Annotated in this window: 14 protein-coding genes; 4 read left to right on the top strand and 10 right to left on the bottom strand. The window is 42.7% G+C overall.

Features of this window, described 5'->3' with window-relative positions; all coding sequences use genetic code 11:
* Positions 1-9 precede the first annotated feature (9 nt).
* Together recA and trmB are read right to left on the bottom strand one after the other, a co-directional pair.
* Positions 10-1068: a recombinase RecA gene (gene recA, locus ACS8FB_RS07700; RefSeq protein ID WP_439261873.1), complete on the bottom strand. Its 1059-nt coding sequence runs from the start codon at positions 1066-1068 to the stop codon at positions 10-12.
* A 1055-nt stretch (positions 1069-2123) separates the two neighbouring features.
* Positions 2124-2861 (bottom strand): tRNA (guanosine(46)-N7)-methyltransferase TrmB, encoded by a 738-nt coding sequence (trmB, locus tag ACS8FB_RS07695; protein WP_439262136.1) that lies wholly within the window; start codon positions 2859-2861, stop codon positions 2124-2126.
* Between the two features lie 410 nt (positions 2862-3271).
* Between trmB and ACS8FB_RS07690 the strand changes: the two genes are divergently transcribed.
* A complete protein-coding gene (locus tag ACS8FB_RS07690) occupies positions 3272-4201 on the top strand; it encodes a DUF2628 domain-containing protein (protein WP_439261872.1) in 930 nt (309 codons plus the stop codon).
* Positions 4202-4303: 102 nt separating this feature from the next.
* Here ACS8FB_RS07690 and ACS8FB_RS07685 read toward each other — a convergent pair whose 3' ends face one another.
* The 8 genes from ACS8FB_RS07685 to gmk form a co-directional block, all read right to left on the bottom strand.
* On the bottom strand, positions 4304-6193 hold the full coding sequence (locus ACS8FB_RS07685; protein ID WP_439261870.1) for a monovalent cation:proton antiporter-2 (CPA2) family protein: 1890 nt from the start codon (positions 6191-6193) through the stop codon (positions 4304-4306).
* A 62-nt stretch (positions 6194-6255) separates the two neighbouring features.
* Positions 6256-6960 (bottom strand): hypothetical protein, encoded by a 705-nt coding sequence (locus tag ACS8FB_RS07680; RefSeq protein WP_439261868.1) that lies wholly within the window; start codon positions 6958-6960, stop codon positions 6256-6258.
* Positions 6961-7207: 247 nt separating this feature from the next.
* Complete coding sequence (locus tag ACS8FB_RS07675) at positions 7208-8392, bottom strand: cation diffusion facilitator family transporter (protein ID WP_439261867.1); 1185 nt, start codon at positions 8390-8392, stop codon at positions 7208-7210.
* A 317-nt stretch (positions 8393-8709) separates the two neighbouring features.
* Positions 8710-10983 carry a primosomal protein N' gene (locus ACS8FB_RS07670; RefSeq protein WP_439261865.1) on the bottom strand — a complete coding sequence of 758 codons (2274 nt, stop codon included), beginning with the start codon at positions 10981-10983 and terminating at the stop codon, positions 8710-8712.
* 187 nt (positions 10984-11170) lie between these two features.
* Positions 11171-11551, bottom strand: coding sequence for a RidA family protein (locus ACS8FB_RS07665; RefSeq protein ID WP_299217568.1), 381 nt, complete (start codon positions 11549-11551; stop codon positions 11171-11173).
* 125 nt (positions 11552-11676) lie between these two features.
* Positions 11677-13863: a RelA/SpoT family protein gene (locus ACS8FB_RS07660; RefSeq protein ID WP_439261863.1), complete on the bottom strand. Its 2187-nt coding sequence runs from the start codon at positions 13861-13863 to the stop codon at positions 11677-11679.
* A 464-nt stretch (positions 13864-14327) separates the two neighbouring features.
* Positions 14328-14588 carry a DNA-directed RNA polymerase subunit omega gene (gene rpoZ / locus ACS8FB_RS07655; RefSeq protein WP_058369370.1) on the bottom strand — a complete coding sequence of 87 codons (261 nt, stop codon included), beginning with the start codon at positions 14586-14588 and terminating at the stop codon, positions 14328-14330.
* Between the two features lie 170 nt (positions 14589-14758).
* Positions 14759-15388, bottom strand: coding sequence for a guanylate kinase (gene gmk / locus ACS8FB_RS07650; protein WP_439261861.1), 630 nt, complete (start codon positions 15386-15388; stop codon positions 14759-14761).
* Between the two features lie 303 nt (positions 15389-15691).
* On the opposite strand from gmk, the gene ispH reads away from it, so the two are divergent.
* The 3 genes from ispH (at position 15692) to ACS8FB_RS07635 (ending at position 17825) form a co-directional block, all read left to right on the top strand.
* Positions 15692-16648, top strand: coding sequence for a 4-hydroxy-3-methylbut-2-enyl diphosphate reductase (gene ispH, locus ACS8FB_RS07645; protein ID WP_058369368.1), 957 nt, complete (start codon positions 15692-15694; stop codon positions 16646-16648).
* A gap of 10 nt (positions 16649-16658) precedes the next feature.
* Entirely contained in the window at positions 16659-16904 is a 246-nt protein-coding gene (locus tag ACS8FB_RS07640) for a hypothetical protein (protein WP_439261859.1), read from the top strand.
* A 105-nt stretch (positions 16905-17009) separates the two neighbouring features.
* The gene (locus ACS8FB_RS07635; protein ID WP_439261857.1) at positions 17010-17825 is read left to right on the top strand and encodes a thioesterase family protein; all 816 of its coding nucleotides are present in this window, start codon (positions 17010-17012) and stop codon (positions 17823-17825) included.
* Positions 17826-17856: the final 31 nt, after the last annotated feature.

Genomic DNA, 17856 nt, shown 5'->3' with positions numbered 1-17856 from the left:
ATGCAATAACTATTGAACTGGCGCTGCGTCTGATTTTTCATCCACATCATCCGCGTCTGATGCATCATTGTTGTCAACAACACCAAGTTTTTCGACACGTATCTTCGCTTCAATAGCTTGAGCAATTTCAGGATTTTCCTTCAAGAAGATGACTGAATTGGCTTTACCTTGACCGATTTTTTCATCGCCATAGCTATACCATGCTCCAGCTTTACCAACAGCACCAACTTCAACGCCTAGGTCAATGACTTCAGCTAAATGGTTGGTACCTTCACCATAGGTGATTTCAAACTCAGCCTGACGGAATGGAGGCGCCATTTTGTTCTTAATGACTTTAACACGAGTCTGGTTACCGATGATTTCATCACCGTTTTTGACCGCACCAATACGGCGAATATCCATACGTACTGAAGCATAAAACTTAAGAGCATTACCGCCTGTGGTAGTCTCAGGGCTACCAAACATAACACCAATTTTCATACGAATTTGGTTAATAAATACCACCATACAGTTAGAGCGCTTGGCATTACCGGTAATCTTACGTAAAGCTTGACTCATCAAACGTGCTTGCAAACCCATATGAGAGTCGCCCATTTCGCCTTCGATCTCTGCACGCGGTGTCAAAGCAGCAACGGAGTCAACGACAATCATATCGACTGCCCCTGAGCGTACCAACATATCCGTAATCTCTAGCGCTTGCTCACCATTGTCAGGTTGAGAAACCAATAGATCATCCGTATTTACGCCAAGTCTGCGCGCATAGACAGGATCAAGAGCATGTTCTGCATCAATAAAAGCACAAGTACCACCTTGCTTTTGACACTCTGCAATTGCTTGCAGCGTCATAGTCGTTTTACCTGAGCTCTCTGGACCATAAATCTCAACAATACGTCCTTTAGGCAGACCACCAATTCCAAGAGCGATATCCAAACCTAATGAGCCAGTTGATACAACGTCTACATCAAGCGCTGCCGAATCATCACCTAGATGCATGATAGTATTTTTGCCAAATTGCTTTTCAATTTGACCTAGTGCCGCTTTAAGTGCTTTGGCTTTGTTGTCGTCCATAATGGAGTCCTTGTCATAAATTTTCATAAAAGAGTAATTAAAAATTCGAAGGTATAATGGTAAGTGCAGAAAATATCCTATTAGATCATCTGTCTTAACATATCTTTAAGATCGTAGTTGTCTAAATAAATGCAATATAAACATCTCGTTCCACTATACAGTAAATAATACTAGCAATAGAAGTAGAATGAAGTTTAGAGTAAAAGATTGGTAGGTGTGTGAGTTGATGCAGTGATTATAACAAAATCTAGGTGCAACATCATGATAGGAAAGGTATCAAACGACAACAGCTGTCGTGTGAGATAGAGTGTAATTTAATTGTCTAAATGGGTAGAAAAACTTGTCATTATTATGATAAATTAGAATCATTAACAATGAAGGATGTCAACAAGAATATTGAGTTGTCCACAGGAAACAATAGGCTTCAGAGTCGAGTTTGTGAAACATCGATTGGTATTCAAAATTTTTTAAATTAATTCATAAAAAGTCAATTTTACTTTTATTGAGATGTAAGTTATTGATTTATATATCTATTTAAATTGTATAAAAATTAACCAATTTTACCTAAACCATTAGTTTATCAAGTCAAATACGTGTCAAGTAGTGACTTATCCACATACTTATCCACAGGGAATGGGGAAAACTCAGCAAACCCTTATGCTATCAATGTTTGCGCTAATACTAAAAGTTGTCTAACCCTCCTAGTCCTTTTTTTCAAGAACAATATATTTGAAAATTGCTTTAATTTTTCTGTTTTTATGTCTATGTTTCACGTCGCTAAAGAACATAACATATTCTGACAAATACAGTCTTTATTTGTCAAAATATTAAAATAGTAAAAAATACTTTTATTAAAAATAATCGCTAGAAATAGCAAGGGTTTTTATCATTATTTTTATCATGAGAATGTGCTTAAGAGTCACGTAGAGAATAATGCGATGTTATCGCGAATAAATATACAATAAAGCTTAGCATTAGAATCAATCGAATCATTACAAAAAAGCGGCTAAGTTAATTAGCCGCTGTATATAAACCATCAAAGAAAGTATAAGAATCTAGTCCTTAATATATATTAAGTCCCATACGCCGTGACCGCGCTCTAGGCCACGACGTTCAAACTTGGTCATTGGACGAAAGCTAGGACGCGCCGTAAAATTACCTTTACCAGCTTGATTTCTAAGCCCAGCGAAATTGTCTAGGACATCAACCATCCAAAACGCATAATGCTCCCAGTCAGTTGCGGTATGAAACCAGCCACCTTGCGTTAAACTACGAGTGACAATAGCCATGCGTTCAGGACTCACAAAACGGCGCTTATAATGGCGCTTTTTTTGCCATGGATCAGGGAAATAAAGCTGGATACGATCAATGTGATCTTCTGGCAGCTGCTTTAGTAGCTGAATGGCATCACCATTGATGATTTTAACATTGGTTAAATTCTGCGTACCGGCCATATAAGCGCACTTACCAATACCAGGCTCATGTACCTCAACGCCAACAAAGTTACGTGTAGGATCGGCCGCTGCCATCTCAATGAACGAATCACCCAGCCCAAAACCAATTTCTAGGGTAAGGGGCGCATCACTGCCATTGGGCTTATCGCTAAATAATGAACGCAGATCGTTTATGCCTTCAAGATTGCCGTCACCGAAACTATTATTGACCAAATACTGAGTAAATTCTGGATCAGTTAGGGCCAGCTCAGCATTTTTATTCATATGAGTGCGGCGTTTCATAAAGGTATTGACGATACGTTTATGTTTGTTATCAGGCGCTTCAGTATCAGATGTCATAGACTCGTTGGTCTGTGTGTCGGTATTAGCTGATACATCGGTATCATGCTTGATGAGACTATCGTTGTGAGAATGTTCATTCATAGGAGCAGTAAAATTCGATTGGGTAGCGAGTATGAGCGTATTATAAGTTAAATACTCTTGTGTGTGAACGTGCAATATTTGAATGCTCAACTAACTTATTTATGATTAAACCGTTATACATGTCTTTTCCGATGGTCTATCATCTGGTTTGAAGTATTTCATGCAGGCTTTAATAGACGCCACATCATTTTGTTGACCTATACTAAAGTACATCGTATCTGCTTTTCTATTGTCATATAATAAAGGGCATTTATCGTCACACTGCTATTTAGCGACCTAAACACCAAGTAATCGTAAACCCTTAACAGTCAATAGAGCCTACTGCTATGTTATTTATTGAGACGGATTCGCCACCACCGTTTTATCAAGAACAGCTGAGCCCTCTCAAACGTAAACAGCTTGACCAATGGTTTATTGGTCATCGTACGCAAGGTTATTACCTTAAGCGTTTTGCACAGTTTGATCAGCAAGGATACCTATCACCTAAGTGGCATTGGGCGGCATTTTTTATCACTCTACCTTGGCTCTTGTATCGCAAACGTTACATGGATGCGCTTGTATATAGTGTGGCTGGCTGGTCATTTATCCAACTTAATATCGTCATCGCGCTAGTCACGTTTGAGTTTGTAGCGATGCCTTATATTCCAGATGCCTATCAGATGGCAACACGTATTGGCATTGCTGGGATAATTTGGCTGTTTTGGTCATTTATGGTGGCGCGCTGGACCGATGCTTATTATTACCGGATGGCGCGACGTGAGATTGCTGATGCTATCAATGACCATCCGCGCGATGAAGCTGCACAGCAAGCACATCTACGCCGTGAGGGCGGGGTAAGCTTATTTGGTTTAGGACTGGGCTTTGGGTTCTTTGCTTTTGCGCTCATGGTGATCAATGTGCAGTTTTTACCAATCATTGCCAAGCAAAAAGAAAACGAGGTGTTGTTTGATGCGTATGACATCACCAAAAATGCACAAAATCGAGTCGCGCTAATTTATCAGCAAACAGGAGTGTGCCCGACCAACTTGCCACTTAGTACCGATGCTCAGCAAGTACGTATGCATGTTACTACGCAAGTAGAAGGGGTAGCTGCGACTGACTGCGCAGTCGTGGCGACCGTTCAAAACGTCAAGTTTCCTATACGCTATCTAAATGATCAAACGCTAGTATTTCACCACAATCCAGATACTGATAGCTGGAGCTGTATAAGTTCACTTAACGAAAAACAGGCTCCTAAGCGCTGTATAACTAATTAAAAATGAACATGCACACATTAGGACTATTGATAGCTAAGATTGTATAAAGCTGAACGTAATATAACGATAATATGCAGACCCTAGATAAGTTTGCAACAACCGCTAGGCTTTGGGGTCAGTAGCAACATTGTTTGAGGCATCGTCAACTGGAGTTGCTTGTTTCTTAAGTACTTCATAAAAATCCCCTAAGTCCATCTTGCGCGCTTTACCAATATCTTCGTCAAACAAGCTTTCAAGCTCTGCCATTGCAGATTGTGCTGATTCAATCATCCTTGCTTCATCATCATAGATAGCTTGCTGACGTTCAATCAAATCATCGTCATAGTCGCGGAAAGTCTGAATCGTATCGCGGGCTTTTTCAGGTGATATACCAAGCAGCTGTAGGGACTCGCGTGACATATCTAACGAGGACAAGTAGGTCTCACGCCAGATATGACGGACGCCAACCTCACGTAAACGGTAATAATGCTGACGGTCACGGGCGCGCGCCAATACAACCAAATCAGGATAGTTTTTGCGCAGATACTCAGCAGTGGTGATAGAGCGCTCTAAATCATCAACAGCGATAATAAAAATACGGGCTTTACTGATACCAGCCGCCCGCAAAATCTCAGGGTTTTTTGGGTCGCCATAATAGACTTGGTTACCAAATTTACGTACAAAATCCACTCGGTTTGCCGAGCGTTCGATGGCCGTAAATTCGATATTATGCATACGTAGCACACGGCCGATAATCTGCCCGACGCGTCCAAAACCTGCAATAATGACAGGATGCTCATGATCGGGAATGGTGTCGTGCTCGCGACTAGGCTTACTTTTAGCAAATAAAGGCTCACCGACTTTGTCTAATAATAAGAAGGCAAGCGGGGTGAGTGCCATAGAAATGGTCACGATTAAATTTAGCGTGTTCTCCATTTCGGGCGCTAATACGTTTTGGGTTGCAGCGACGTTAAATAATACAAATGCAAATTCACCACCTTGAGCTAAGGTCACGCCAAGACGGATACTGGTCGGCCAGCGATTGCCTAGTACCTTTGCAATAGTGGTAATTACAGCGAATTTGATGAACATTAACGCCACGGCACAACTTATGATAAATACAGGATGTGCCATGATGAGCTTAATATCAGTCAGCATGCCTACTGACATAAAAAATAGACCGAGCAGTAAACCTTTAAAGGGCTCAATACTGGCTTCTAGCTCATGACGATATTCAGAATCTGCTAAGAGTACACCAGTCAAAAACGCCCCCAATGCCATCGATAGGCCGATTTGTCCCATCAAAATAGACACGCCCATAACGATAAATAGGGCCACAGCAGTCAGTAGCTCTGACGCACCACTAGATGCGACAAATTTAAAAAATGGTCGAATAACATAACGGCTAGCGAGGATAAGACCACCAAAGACGGCAAAAACTTTGGCAAAATAAATCAAATCGTAGCTTTGTTCGCGCACACCTGACAAAAATGGAATTACTGCTAGTAATGGAATGACGGCAATATCTTGAAATAATAAGATGGTAAATGCTTCGCGACCATGGGTACTAGAGAGTTGCTGCTTTTCGGTTAGTATCTGTAATACAAAGGCGGTAGATGACAGGGCTAGACCAAAGCCGACGATAAAAGCGGTATCCAATCGTAAAGAGAAAAAATGATACAAGATGACCATTAATAATGTGCCAGTAAGCCCAACTTGCAAGCCGCCAAGGACAAATATAGAACGTCGTAATGCCCACAGACGCGATGGTTGCAGCTCAAGACCAATGATGAACAACAGCATGACCACGCCAAACTCAGAAAAGTGTAGCAAGCTTTCAGCATCACCTGCCACATCTAGCGCGCTTGGACCTAATATTAGTCCTGTAATCAAGTAACCGAGGACAGTGGCTATACCGAAGCGTTTACCGAGAGGGACAAAAAGCAGCGCTGCACCCAAAAATATGGTGGCTTGTAGCATCAAGTTTGGAGAGCCGGCAGCGGCAGCGAACATATAAAATCCTTAGCAATCAATTTAAAAACATAATCAACGACATAGTAAATAAAACAATACAGTTATTTTTTACGATAAATCTTCCAAACGCCATTGTCTGCTATCGGGTTACTATAGGCATCGTTACGACGTTTACGTGGTGTCTGTCTGCTATCAATTACTTTAAACTCAGGCAAAGCATGAACGATAAGCCCCGTACGATAGAAGCGTACACGCTCAGGCTCTAACATCTCACCTTTTCTGTCACGGCAAAATACATACGCACGCAGATCAATAAACTCACGGTGAGCGACTAAACGTGCCTCATCGTCGTTATCAAATACTGCTGCCATACGCGCAATATCCTCAGCACTATAATCGCCGCATTTATCAGTCAGTGCGCCGACCGAACCAAAACTTTTAGACTCCTTGGCATGAGTTTTAGTGAGATGTAGGCGCTGAACATGATAGATAAACTGGGGAATCTCAAGGCTGGCTGGCAGTGGTAGATAGTCGGGTGGTAGGTTGGCTGCAGGATAAAACGCCATCGCACGCTCAAGCAAAGTTTGCCAACGTTGTTGGTATGCTTGGACTTCTGCTAAGTTGCCTTCATAGATGGGCATGTCGCGAATTTGACGTAAAATGTCAGGCGGAAACTGCTCGTCACGGAACTTAGCAATGTCTTCTTGCAGCGTTGATAGCAAAACCTTGGCGTGTTTTTTGCCATCTTTTGACGTAGGGTTGTCAATATAGTCTGGGGCGACAAAGGGCGCCGAGCGTCTAGACATAGGATTATATCGTCAATAAGTAGGTTAAAAAAATACTAATAAGTCTGCTTACCAATGTCAATCAGTATACTAAATAGAGGATTTATATCGATATTATAACCATATAACCCCCTTTAAAGCTTATTTTTTTAAATCGTACAACTAAGGTTTTGAAAAAAACTACCGAATTAGTCTGAACATAAGTAATAAACGAAGAAGTTCTTTATTATAGAATGAAATAAATCACAGCAATGCTCAAGACTTATTGTTAATGACTATGCCCAATATGACTATTACTATCTATAGGACGTTCTGAGACATCACAAACCAGCGCATCACTATGGGTTTCGGTCTGCGGGTGCGATAAGCTTTCAACCTGAATGGTAGCATGATGTATACCAATCGCTAACAAACCTTGTTCAAGATTGGCAATCAATACGCTGGCATCCGAGATTTTCATATCTCCATCGACCATCACATGGCAAGATAGCGCATTTAGCCCGCTGGTGATGCTCCAGACATGCAGGTCATGGACTTGTTTTACTTGTGGATGGGCAAGCAGTTTGTCTTCAACATCGACCAGTGAGATGCCTTTTGGTGTGCCTTCCATCAAGATATGTACCGAATCACGTACGACGCGGTAGCCACTCACTAAGATAAGTATGGCGACAATGACAGACGCTGCTGCATCCGCCCAAACCCAACCAAATCCCATCATTAATAGCGCGGCAACAATAGCAGCAATGGATCCCATTAAATCACTTAGTACATGCAAGTAAGCACTTTGCATATTGAGATTAACAGGCTCTTTTGTGTCAGAGCTTCCGATTTTTACCCTGTCTTTATTTGCTTTATCTTTATTTGATCCATGACTGTGCGCGTGCCCATCGCCACCGCTACTACCACGATGCATCAGCCAAGCAACTAAAATATTGACTAGCATACCGATGGTCGCGACGATCAGCATACCTTGGGTAGCAATCTCTGGCGGCGAGTTAAAGCGTTTGATCGCTTCATAAAAAATCATTAAGGCGATAATTACCAGCGTCGCACCATTAACTGTGGCTACGATAATCTCAAAGCGTTTATACCCAAAGGTCTTTTGATGCGTGGCTGTTTTTTCGCCGATTTTAAATGCCATCAAGGTCGCACCAAGGGCAATGGCATCGCTTAGCATGTGTCCTGCATCAGAGAGTAGCGCCAAACTTCCAGTCAGCAACCCACCAATTGCTTCGATAAACATGTAACCAGTAATAATGATAAAGCTAATAAGTAATGTGCGCTGATAGCCTTTGGTATCTCGCGGTGCGGTAGTCTGCTCTAAATGTTCATCATGATCATGGGTGTCTTGATTGTCGGGAGTATAGTTACTATCGTCCTTTTTATACACATCAATATGCTCACTTGGAGGCAAGTGCTTTTTTTGCTTATGATTGGGATTTTCTTGACTCATAACGATACTCAAACTTATTAAAATTTATAACAAATAACTCTGATGACTGATAATAAATCTAACATAGTCGGGTATTAGAAGCTGTAACGACGAGGTAAAAATGAAGCCAGTAAGCTATAGTCGATTCACTGTAAAAATGACATAGTGCTACTGGTATAAATTTTCCTTGCGTGCTGTTATCACAGAGGCTGCGCAAAATTCATTCCAGTAGCACTCTTCAATTTATAACCATTTATAATCATGTTATTTTGAATTGACTATACGTTTAGTAGCCTAAGAATAATAAGAGTAAACTGTGATAAGTTTGAGGTGTAAGCCTACCAGCCAATGGGATCAATATCTAAAGTCAGTTTTAGGTATTTAGCGCTGGGTAGCGCCAGTACTGGTTGCCACCAGTGACTTAATACATGGTGGAGCTGCTGGCGCTCTTTGGCAAGTAATAACAGCTGCGCATGGTAGCGACTATTTTTTTTACTCATAGGTGCATCGATGGGGCCTAATACTGCCAAGTTGTGTGCATTTGGAAGAATAGATATGGCATCTTTGAGTGCTTGCCTAGTGCTGACGAGAGTTTTTCCTTCGCAGCGAATCAACGCGGCATGGGTATAAGGCGGCAATCCCATCATTTTGCGCTCTTGCAATAGCTCACGCGCAAATGATAAATAACCGTCTTTTACCAGTTTTAATAGCAAATCGTTGTCTGGTTGCAATGTTTGAATCAGCACGCGTCCTGCTTTATTGCCACGTCCTGACCGTCCTGCTACCTGAATCATTAACTGCGCTGTATGCTCAGGCGAGCGAAAGTCCGCAGACAAAAAGCCGCGATCGGCATTGGGTAAGCAAACCAAGGTAACGTTTGGAAAATGATGACCTTTGGCGACCATTTGCGTGCCAACCAATATAGCAGGATTGCCTTGATTGATACGCTGATAAATATTTTCCCAGCTGTCTTTGCGCCGTGTAGTATCACGATCGATTTGAATAATAGGGTACAGCTCTTTGCTGGTTTGCGGGTTGGCAAAAATCGCGTGCAAATTTTCGCTTAGCCTTGTCGTACCTATACCTTTGGCATCCAAGTTTTGACTGCCACAATCAGGGCAAATGGTTGGAATATAAGCTTGCCAGTCACAGTGGTGGCATTTTAGATATGAGCTATATTGAGACTGACTATTGTAATGAACGGTCAGATGGGCATCGCAGCGCGGACAATCTGCTTGCCAGCCGCAAGCTTCGCATAATAAGACAGGTGCATAGCCGCGCCGGTTTAGGAACACCAATACTTGATCGCCAGCCTCTAGCGTTTGTCGTATTGCCCCAATCATGGCGTCTGTCAGTCCTGTATCGTAGCGTGCGCCATCGTCCGTCGTCTGCTGATGGGTACTTTGCAAGCGCGCATCAATAAGCTGCATGGGCGCAGGTTTGGCATTACCTGGCCGTGTCCGTAACTGGTACTCTACCAGTTTGTCATCATCGACCAGTTTTAGATGTTCAAGAGAAGGAGTAGCGGTACCAAGTATGACTGGGATATTGTATTGTACACCGCGGTAGAGTGCGACGTCAGCAGCATGGTAACGCAGTGTATCTTGTTGTTTATACGAGCCGTCATGGGCCTCATCAACGACGATCAGCCCCAAGTTAGCAAAAGGGTAGAGCACTGCTGATCGCGTGCCGATGATGATTTGAGCGTGTCCTGTGCGGCAGTCTTGCCAGCCTTGCAAGCGGTGAGTATTGTTCATACCAGAATGCAACAACACAATATGAGCGGCAAACCGACTGGCAAAACGGGCGCGCGTCTGCGGTGTTAAGCCAATTTCTGGCACCAAAATCAAAACTTGCTTGCCAGCTTCAAGTACCGCTTGCATCGTTTGCAAGTAAACTTCGGTCTTACCACTGCCAGTAATGCCATTTAATAAAAAACCTGTGTAGCGCTGAGCTTGATGAGTAGCGATGATAGCGCTGACCGCCTGCTGCTGTTCTTCGTTTAGATCAAGGGGCATTTTCGCTAACGTGACAGGAGACGGCACTTGTTTTGGCTCAATATAGCGCTCAATCAGACCTTTTTCTTCTAAAGTCTTTAAAAAGGCGCGCTCCATACCTTCTAATAACAGTACATCTTCACTAGCACCGCGCGCGCCATGTAGTTTGAGCATATCAAACTGCTGCTTTTGTTTTTTTGCATTGGCATGAAAGTCATCTTCGCTTACATGCGGCAAAATTCGCCAATGTGTAATCAGTAAGTCCAACGGCTTGCCTTGGCGCACTAGGCTTGGCAAGATAACGGCTAGAACATCACCGAGCGGATAGTGGTAATAACGCGCAAGCCAATAGGCAAGTTTTAACATACTGGCATTTAAAATAGGCTCAGCATCTAAGCATTTATTAATAGGTTTAAGCTTACCGCTAGGTACATTGCTATCGGCTCTAGCGATATGAGCAATTACAATACCGATTAGGGTTTGATGACCGAATGATACCTCGACACGGCTACCAATCTGAGGTAAAGAGACGTTTGATGAGATGTTGTTATCAGTTGATACGCTATAGTCAAATACCCGATAAAGGGGCACGGGTAGAGCAACTTGTACCAACATAAAATGCACCCTTAGCTTTTTGATATATAGCTTTTAGATTAGATATTTGGATATTTAGATTATTGTATTAAAAAGAGAGATAGCAATAAGCCCAAATAAACATATTTGGGCTTACTCTATAGTTATCTTTTAAAAAGTATATTTTTTGACTTAATCATTTAAGCATTAAGTCGAATGATATAACAGTTTATTCAATATATAAAATGGCTTCAATCTCAACGACGCCACCCTTTGGTAGCGCAGCAACCTGTACGGCAGCACGGGCCGGGTACGGCTCGCTTAAGTTTTCGACAAAGACCTCATTTAAAACAGCAAAGTCACTTAAATCAGTCAAGGATACGTTAAACTTCACCACATCGCTTAAGCTACCACCAGCAGCTTCACAAACGGCCTTTAGGTTAGCAAATACTTGCTTGGCTTGCGCTTCAAATCCGTCACGTAATTCCATCGTTTCAGGGTCAAAACCAAGCTGGCCTGAGATATATACGGTATTACCAACTTTTACGGCTTGTGAATAGGTACCAACAGCTGCTGGCGCTTTATCAGTTTGGATGGTTTGACGGCTCATGTTGTATCCTTGTCTTATTTTTACTGGTTTAGTTTGCAAGAGTTTTTGCTAAAAGTTAGCAGGAGAGTCTAGCACTATTTTGGATTTTTTTAAATTCATACAAAGAGTAACGCGCGCTTGTACGCTTATAGCTGATATAGGCGTACGATATTAGGAAAGCCGAGTAAAGAGCGCAGTTCACGAATACCTTGCGCCAAATGATCACGGCTACGGACAATGACGTGAACGATGGTGTCGCTGCTACGTACATCGACAGTTTCGACGCCGATATTAAGCTGACGCAAGTGGTAGATAACTTCACTGATTTGTTCATCGCTAAGGGCAATCGACAGTTTTAGGTAAGCTGGAAAACGAATCTTTCCATTTTGCTCATCTTCTTCACTTTGTTTGATCGCTTTATCACTACGCCAGCGTAACTGTATGACCTGATAAGGATTGTCTTTACGGATATCATCAAGCGAGAAGCACTTATGACGATGAACAACCAAGCCATGACGTGAGAGATGTCCAACGATAGGGTCACCATAGATAGGATGACAACAATTAGCAAAATCAATCTCAACACCGGTGGCATTTGCAATCAGTTGCTGCGGTTGTACCATACCATTGTGGGGTCGTTGAGCCTGTAAATTGCTGACTTCATCACTGAACAAACGTGACACTACAAGCTGTGGTAGCAAGGTGCCAGAGCTTATTTGTTCAAAAAGCGCGCTTTTCTCTGGTAAGCCGCGCCATTCGATAAGATTTTGCCAATCATTATCCGTCAAGTCGTCGAGGTTCTTTTGGTAGGTCTTTAATGCGCGATCCAAAGCTTGCTGCCCATGATGCTGTTTATCAGCCGCTGATAAGTCTTTAAACCACCGTAAAATCTCTTCACGGGCTTTGTTGGTCACGACAAACCCAAGCCATTCAGCTTTTGGCTCTGAGTGACTATTGACTTCGATTCCGACCAATTGGCCGTTTTTGACTACCGTACCCAGCTTGGCTTTTTTACCCTCAATATTGGCCCCAACCGCTACGTTACCGACCATAGGCCCGACAGCGTAAGCGAAGTCTAGCGCTGTTGCCCCCTGTGGTAACTCATAAGCACGTCCCTGCGGACTATAACAGATGATTTTGCTAGAATGCAGATAGTCCATCAGCTCGTTAATGGTAGAGACGGCCGCGGTGAAGTCAGGGCTGTTCTCATCTAAAGTATCCTCATCAACCAAGTCTTTCATATTGCGTAATGAAGCTTGAATGACGGATTGACTCACGTCAGACGCATGTTCTGCACCGATAACCCCAAGCCTGGCTGCATTTTGCATCTGTTTGGTCAAGATAGTGACTTTCACAAAATCGTTATCACGTTCATAAATCAGGGTGAGCGATTGATTGCCGCCGGGCAGAGGTCTGCGAATATTGTCTTCAATATGTGAGTCATCGATTTGATACTTTTTAATCAAATAATATGCCAGCTTGTCACAAGCTTCAATATTATCCAGCACAATCTCAAATGCATAATGGCGAAGTAGGGCATTGATTTCACCGCGATTACGGAAGAACTGTCGATATATAGCCACGCGATTATCTAACACCTTTACATGACCACCAAGCCCCAAGTTATTAAGAACTATGGTCAGATAACGATGAATAGCTTCTCTTTGAAAATTACGTCCAAGACCATGCTGCAACAGTTTGTCAGATAACTTGTTGTACATATCAGAGTTAAGATTGCGATAACATAAGACTTCAATGTAATCAGCAATATCGTTGAGACCCATCAAGCGTGCAAATGGCACATAAAAATCCAAGGTCTCTTGGGCGGTAGCGCGCTGCTTTTCAGGACGAACCGCATCAAGCGTTGACATATTGTGCAGACGATCGGCAAGCTTAATGATTAGCACGCGTGGATCATTTAAAGTTGCAGTGAGGATTTTGTGAAAAGTAGCGGCTTTGTTTTGCTGCTTGTTGTGAGTAGAGGATTTGAGCTTGGTGACGCCATCGACCAGTCTTGCGACAATTTTGCCATAGCGCTGTTCAATCTGCTCATCACTAACCTCTGTATCTTCGACCGTATCATGCAAGATTGCTGCGATGATCGTATCTCGATCTAGCCGAAAGCCGGCCAATATTTCAGCGACCGCTATAGGATGAGTAATATAAGGCTCACCTGATTTGCGCCGGTCTTTTATGTGCGCAACATCACCAAAGGCACAAGCATCTATAATGTCGCGACGCTCGGCTGCACATAAATACCCAACCGAACGCAGTAAGTTATACTGAGCTTCATCAACCAGATGGTGACTGAGTTTGGGTAAGGTTTGGCTCATAGAGTGGCGATCCTATTGTTCGTGACATGACTGGGAATTATTACTCAACCAGTTTTTATACATCTGATGGCTTAATGCTAATGCTAATGCTAATGCTAATTCTATATGGATATGAGTTGTACGGTTGTCGCCATGAAAATTATGCTTGTAAAGATAGCTCAGCTACAAAGTCTTTCTATTTTTATTACTGCGACGCCACCCTCTAATTAATCGTAAATTGCGTTAAATGTCAACTACTAAGCGCATAGACACTTTAAATATCTTAAAACTACAATCATTGATATAAGCTGTCCGTGAACATAAATGATTAACAATCGTTTAGAAAAATACAGCAGATATAAACGGCAAAAACCACAGCATGACACTGTGGTTTTTATTACTGCAATCTATGTTGTAGTGTTTTTATCTAAGCTGTCATATAGAATATATGGCGACCGCTCAAACAAAAACAAGACTATATCACGCTAGAAGCTATGATCGCCTGACAAGGCTAAATCTAGTGAGCTTGTGGCAAAGTTGTGCTCTGGCTGATTTAGGATATCGCGAGTAATCTTACCAGCGGCAATTTCACGCAATGCCAATACAGTCGGCTTATCGTTGTCGACTTCTACTAACGGCTCGGCAATGCCTTTTGCAAGCTGACGAGCACGTTTGCTGGCAACCAATACCAATTCAAAGCGATTATCAACATTCTCTAAGCAATCTTCAATCGTTACTCGTGCCATAAATAGCTACCTCGGTTGTTTTTATCAGTAACGAATATAGCTCGCCACTTAATAAAAATAGTATCAAAAATATAAGGGTCAATAATTGGCTATTATAGCATTTATTTACTCAAACGCGCAGTTGCTTTTTATACCTTATATTCTAAATACCACAGCACTAATCAATCGACTTATGATTGGTCAGCTGGGTCTGACAATAGGTTTGTAATGACGCGACTATAGCGTTGCTGTTGACGTCTTAGCGTTTGTCTATCTGCTACGATGATAGATTTTAGCTCTGTTAACGCCACCTCAAAATTGTCGTTAATCACCACATAGTCGGCATGTACATATTGCGACATCTCGTTCACTGAACCTGCTAAGCGCTGTTCGATGACGTCGGTGCTGTCTGTCGCACGTGTCGATAGACGTTGACGCAATGTCGCCACACTTGGCGGTAAGATAAACACCATGATTGCTTCAGCAAATATCTTTTTGACTTGCAGCGCCCCTTGCCAATCAATCTCCAAAATAACATCAACGCCTGCTTCTAGTTGCGAACGTACACTTTGCTCTGAGGTGCCGTAGTAGTTGCCAAAGACTTCTGCATGCTCTAAAAACTGACCTTCAGCGATAGCTTTAGTAAAAACATCGACACTAGTAAAGTGATAATGATGACCGTCAATTTCCCCAGGTCGCGGCTGACGGGTAGTATGAGAGACACTGACAGTCAGATCGTTGGTGGTAGCAAGTAACTGTTTGACCAGTGAGGTCTTGCCAGTACCAGAGGCTGCAGTAATAATAAACAATGAACCTGTCATACAGTGTGTCCTAGTAATAAATGAGTAATCAAATAAGTAAGCAGATAAAGACTGGTAAAAAAAGAAAATGCCATCATGTAAAACGATAGCAAGTACGACTAATAACAATTACGTCTACTTTAATAGTTATAAATTGCTTTTGATATCATCGTATTGATGAGTAATCCTGTCAAAGTTATGACGATTGCGACTATGGTATTTTAGAAGGCAATAAAAGCAAATTATGCTAAAGTAGCGTATTGTTCCACTCTAATTTTTTGAATTCAAGTTTAGAATCTAAATTATCTAATGATAGGCCGTCTTATGCAAATTTATCTTGCCAATCCACGCGGATTTTGTGCTGGTGTGGACCGCGCAATTGCGATTGTTAACGAAGCATTAACGCGTTTTGAGCCCCCTATTTATGTACGTCACGAAGTTGTACATAACAAGTTTGTGGTTTCAGACTTAGCCAATCGCGGTGCTGTATTCGTTGAGGAGCTCAATGAAGTGCCAGATGGCTCAATCGTTATTTTCTCAGCGCACGGTGTCTCAAAAGCCGTTGAAGATGAGGCAACACGCCGTGATTTGACCGTATTTGATGCCACTTGTCCACTAGTCACTAAGGTACATATTGAGGTTGCAAGATTTGCGCAGGATGGTATGGATGCAGTGCTGATCGGCCATGCCGGTCATCCTGAAGTTGAAGGTACAATGGGACGCTTTAACCGTCGTCATGGCGGGCAAATACATCTGGTCGAAAACGAGGGCGATGTCAAAGAATTGACGGTACAAGATGCCGAACGTTTAGCGTTTGTTACCCAAACCACGCTGTCAATGGATGATACCGCGCGTGTCATCGATGCATTACGCGACAAATTTCCTAGTATTCAAGGGCCACGCAAAGATGATATCTGCTATGCCACTCAAAACCGACAAGACGCGGTCAAAGATTTGGCTGGACGCTGCGAAGTCGTCTTGGTGGTAGGCTCACCAAACTCATCGAACTCTAATCGTCTGCGTGAATTGGCAGAACGTATGAGCTGCCGCGCTTATTTGATCGATAATGCCAGTGAGATGAATCGTCAATGGTTTGAGGGGATTGAAAGTGTTGGGGTGACTGCTGGCGCGTCTGCACCTGAAGTGTTAATTCAAGAAGTACTACAACAGCTTCAAGACTGGGGTGGTGATTTGCCCAGTGAGTTGTCAGGTATCGAAGAAAACGTGACGTTTAGTTTGCCAAAAGCGTTACGTATCCCAGTTACCCAAGTAGGTAAATAGGCCAAGGGACATGAAAAAACAGAAAAAAAGATTTGTATTGTCAGAGGCGACACTTGATGAGATTAACAGACAATTAACAGTTAATATGTTTGTCATTGGGCTGCTGGTCATGTTGCTTGGTCTAAACACAGTGCACTTTATAAAAGAATACAATCTTTTTTACGGACTTCTAATCGCCACTGTCATTTTCTTATTGTTCTTGATGATAAAGAGCCGCAAGATTCTTAGGATGAAAAAACAAGAGTTTACTAAATAGGGCGTAAAAATAGATCAACGCTCGAGTATTCTATAGGTTACACAACCTTACGACATCTAAAAACACTATATCTAAAAATACTACATTCAAAAACTAAGGATGGTTATGTCAGCTTACTATAAATTTATAAACCGCGAGCAACAAGCCGATGGTAGTTGCGTGGCACACTATCAACCAACCAAGCATGCACAAGGCGCTTGGAACGAGCATGAGCAGCATATGGCGCCAGCGACTGGGTTATTGACTGTCGAATTGGAAAAGTTTGTACCGCAAGCCAATATGCGAGTTGCTCGTATTAGTCTTGATATCTTGGGACTGATTCCACTTGATGAGTTTACTGTTACTACCCGTTGTATTCGTCCAGGCAAGACTATTGAATTAATAGAAGCAGTCATGAGTAGTCGTGGTCGTAATTGTATTATTGCGCGCGCTTGGCGTTTGATGACTCAAGATACCAGTGCTGTCGCAGGACTAGAAGATCAGAAGGCCTTGCATCAGCCAGACGAGCTGCCTGTTTGGGGAGATATGAAAGGTTGGCCGGGCGGTTTTATTGAAAGCGTGCGGTTGGTCGCTGCTCCAGAGCGTCGGCCAGGCAAGGGTATGGTCTGGATAACCAATGATATCGAAATGGTAGCAGGTGAACCCACTGATGACTTGGTCCATCTTTTGGGTATGGTTGACACGGCTAATGGCGTCGTACCTCGACTTGGCATAGAACTGTCAGCTGCTCAATGGATGTTCCCAAATACTGATTTGCAAATTCATATGCATCGCGCACCGAAAGGTCGCTGGCTTGGTATCGAAGCGGTGCAACAGTACGGCGATGATGGGATAGGACTGACCAGTGCAGTATTGCATGATGTACATGGGCCTTTTGGTCGCAGTGAGCAGATTTTGACGATTCGCCCAATGCCGCACTAATTATAACTGACATGTAGTTGGTCGACTTGAC

This window comes from Psychrobacter sp. 1U1 (assembly GCF_051847535.1).
In the GTDB taxonomy this organism is placed as follows: domain Bacteria; phylum Pseudomonadota; class Gammaproteobacteria; order Pseudomonadales; family Moraxellaceae; genus Psychrobacter; species Psychrobacter saeujeotis.
The sequence above is the reverse complement of the archived record's forward strand: the minus strand, read 5'-3'. Positions and strand labels throughout refer to the sequence as shown.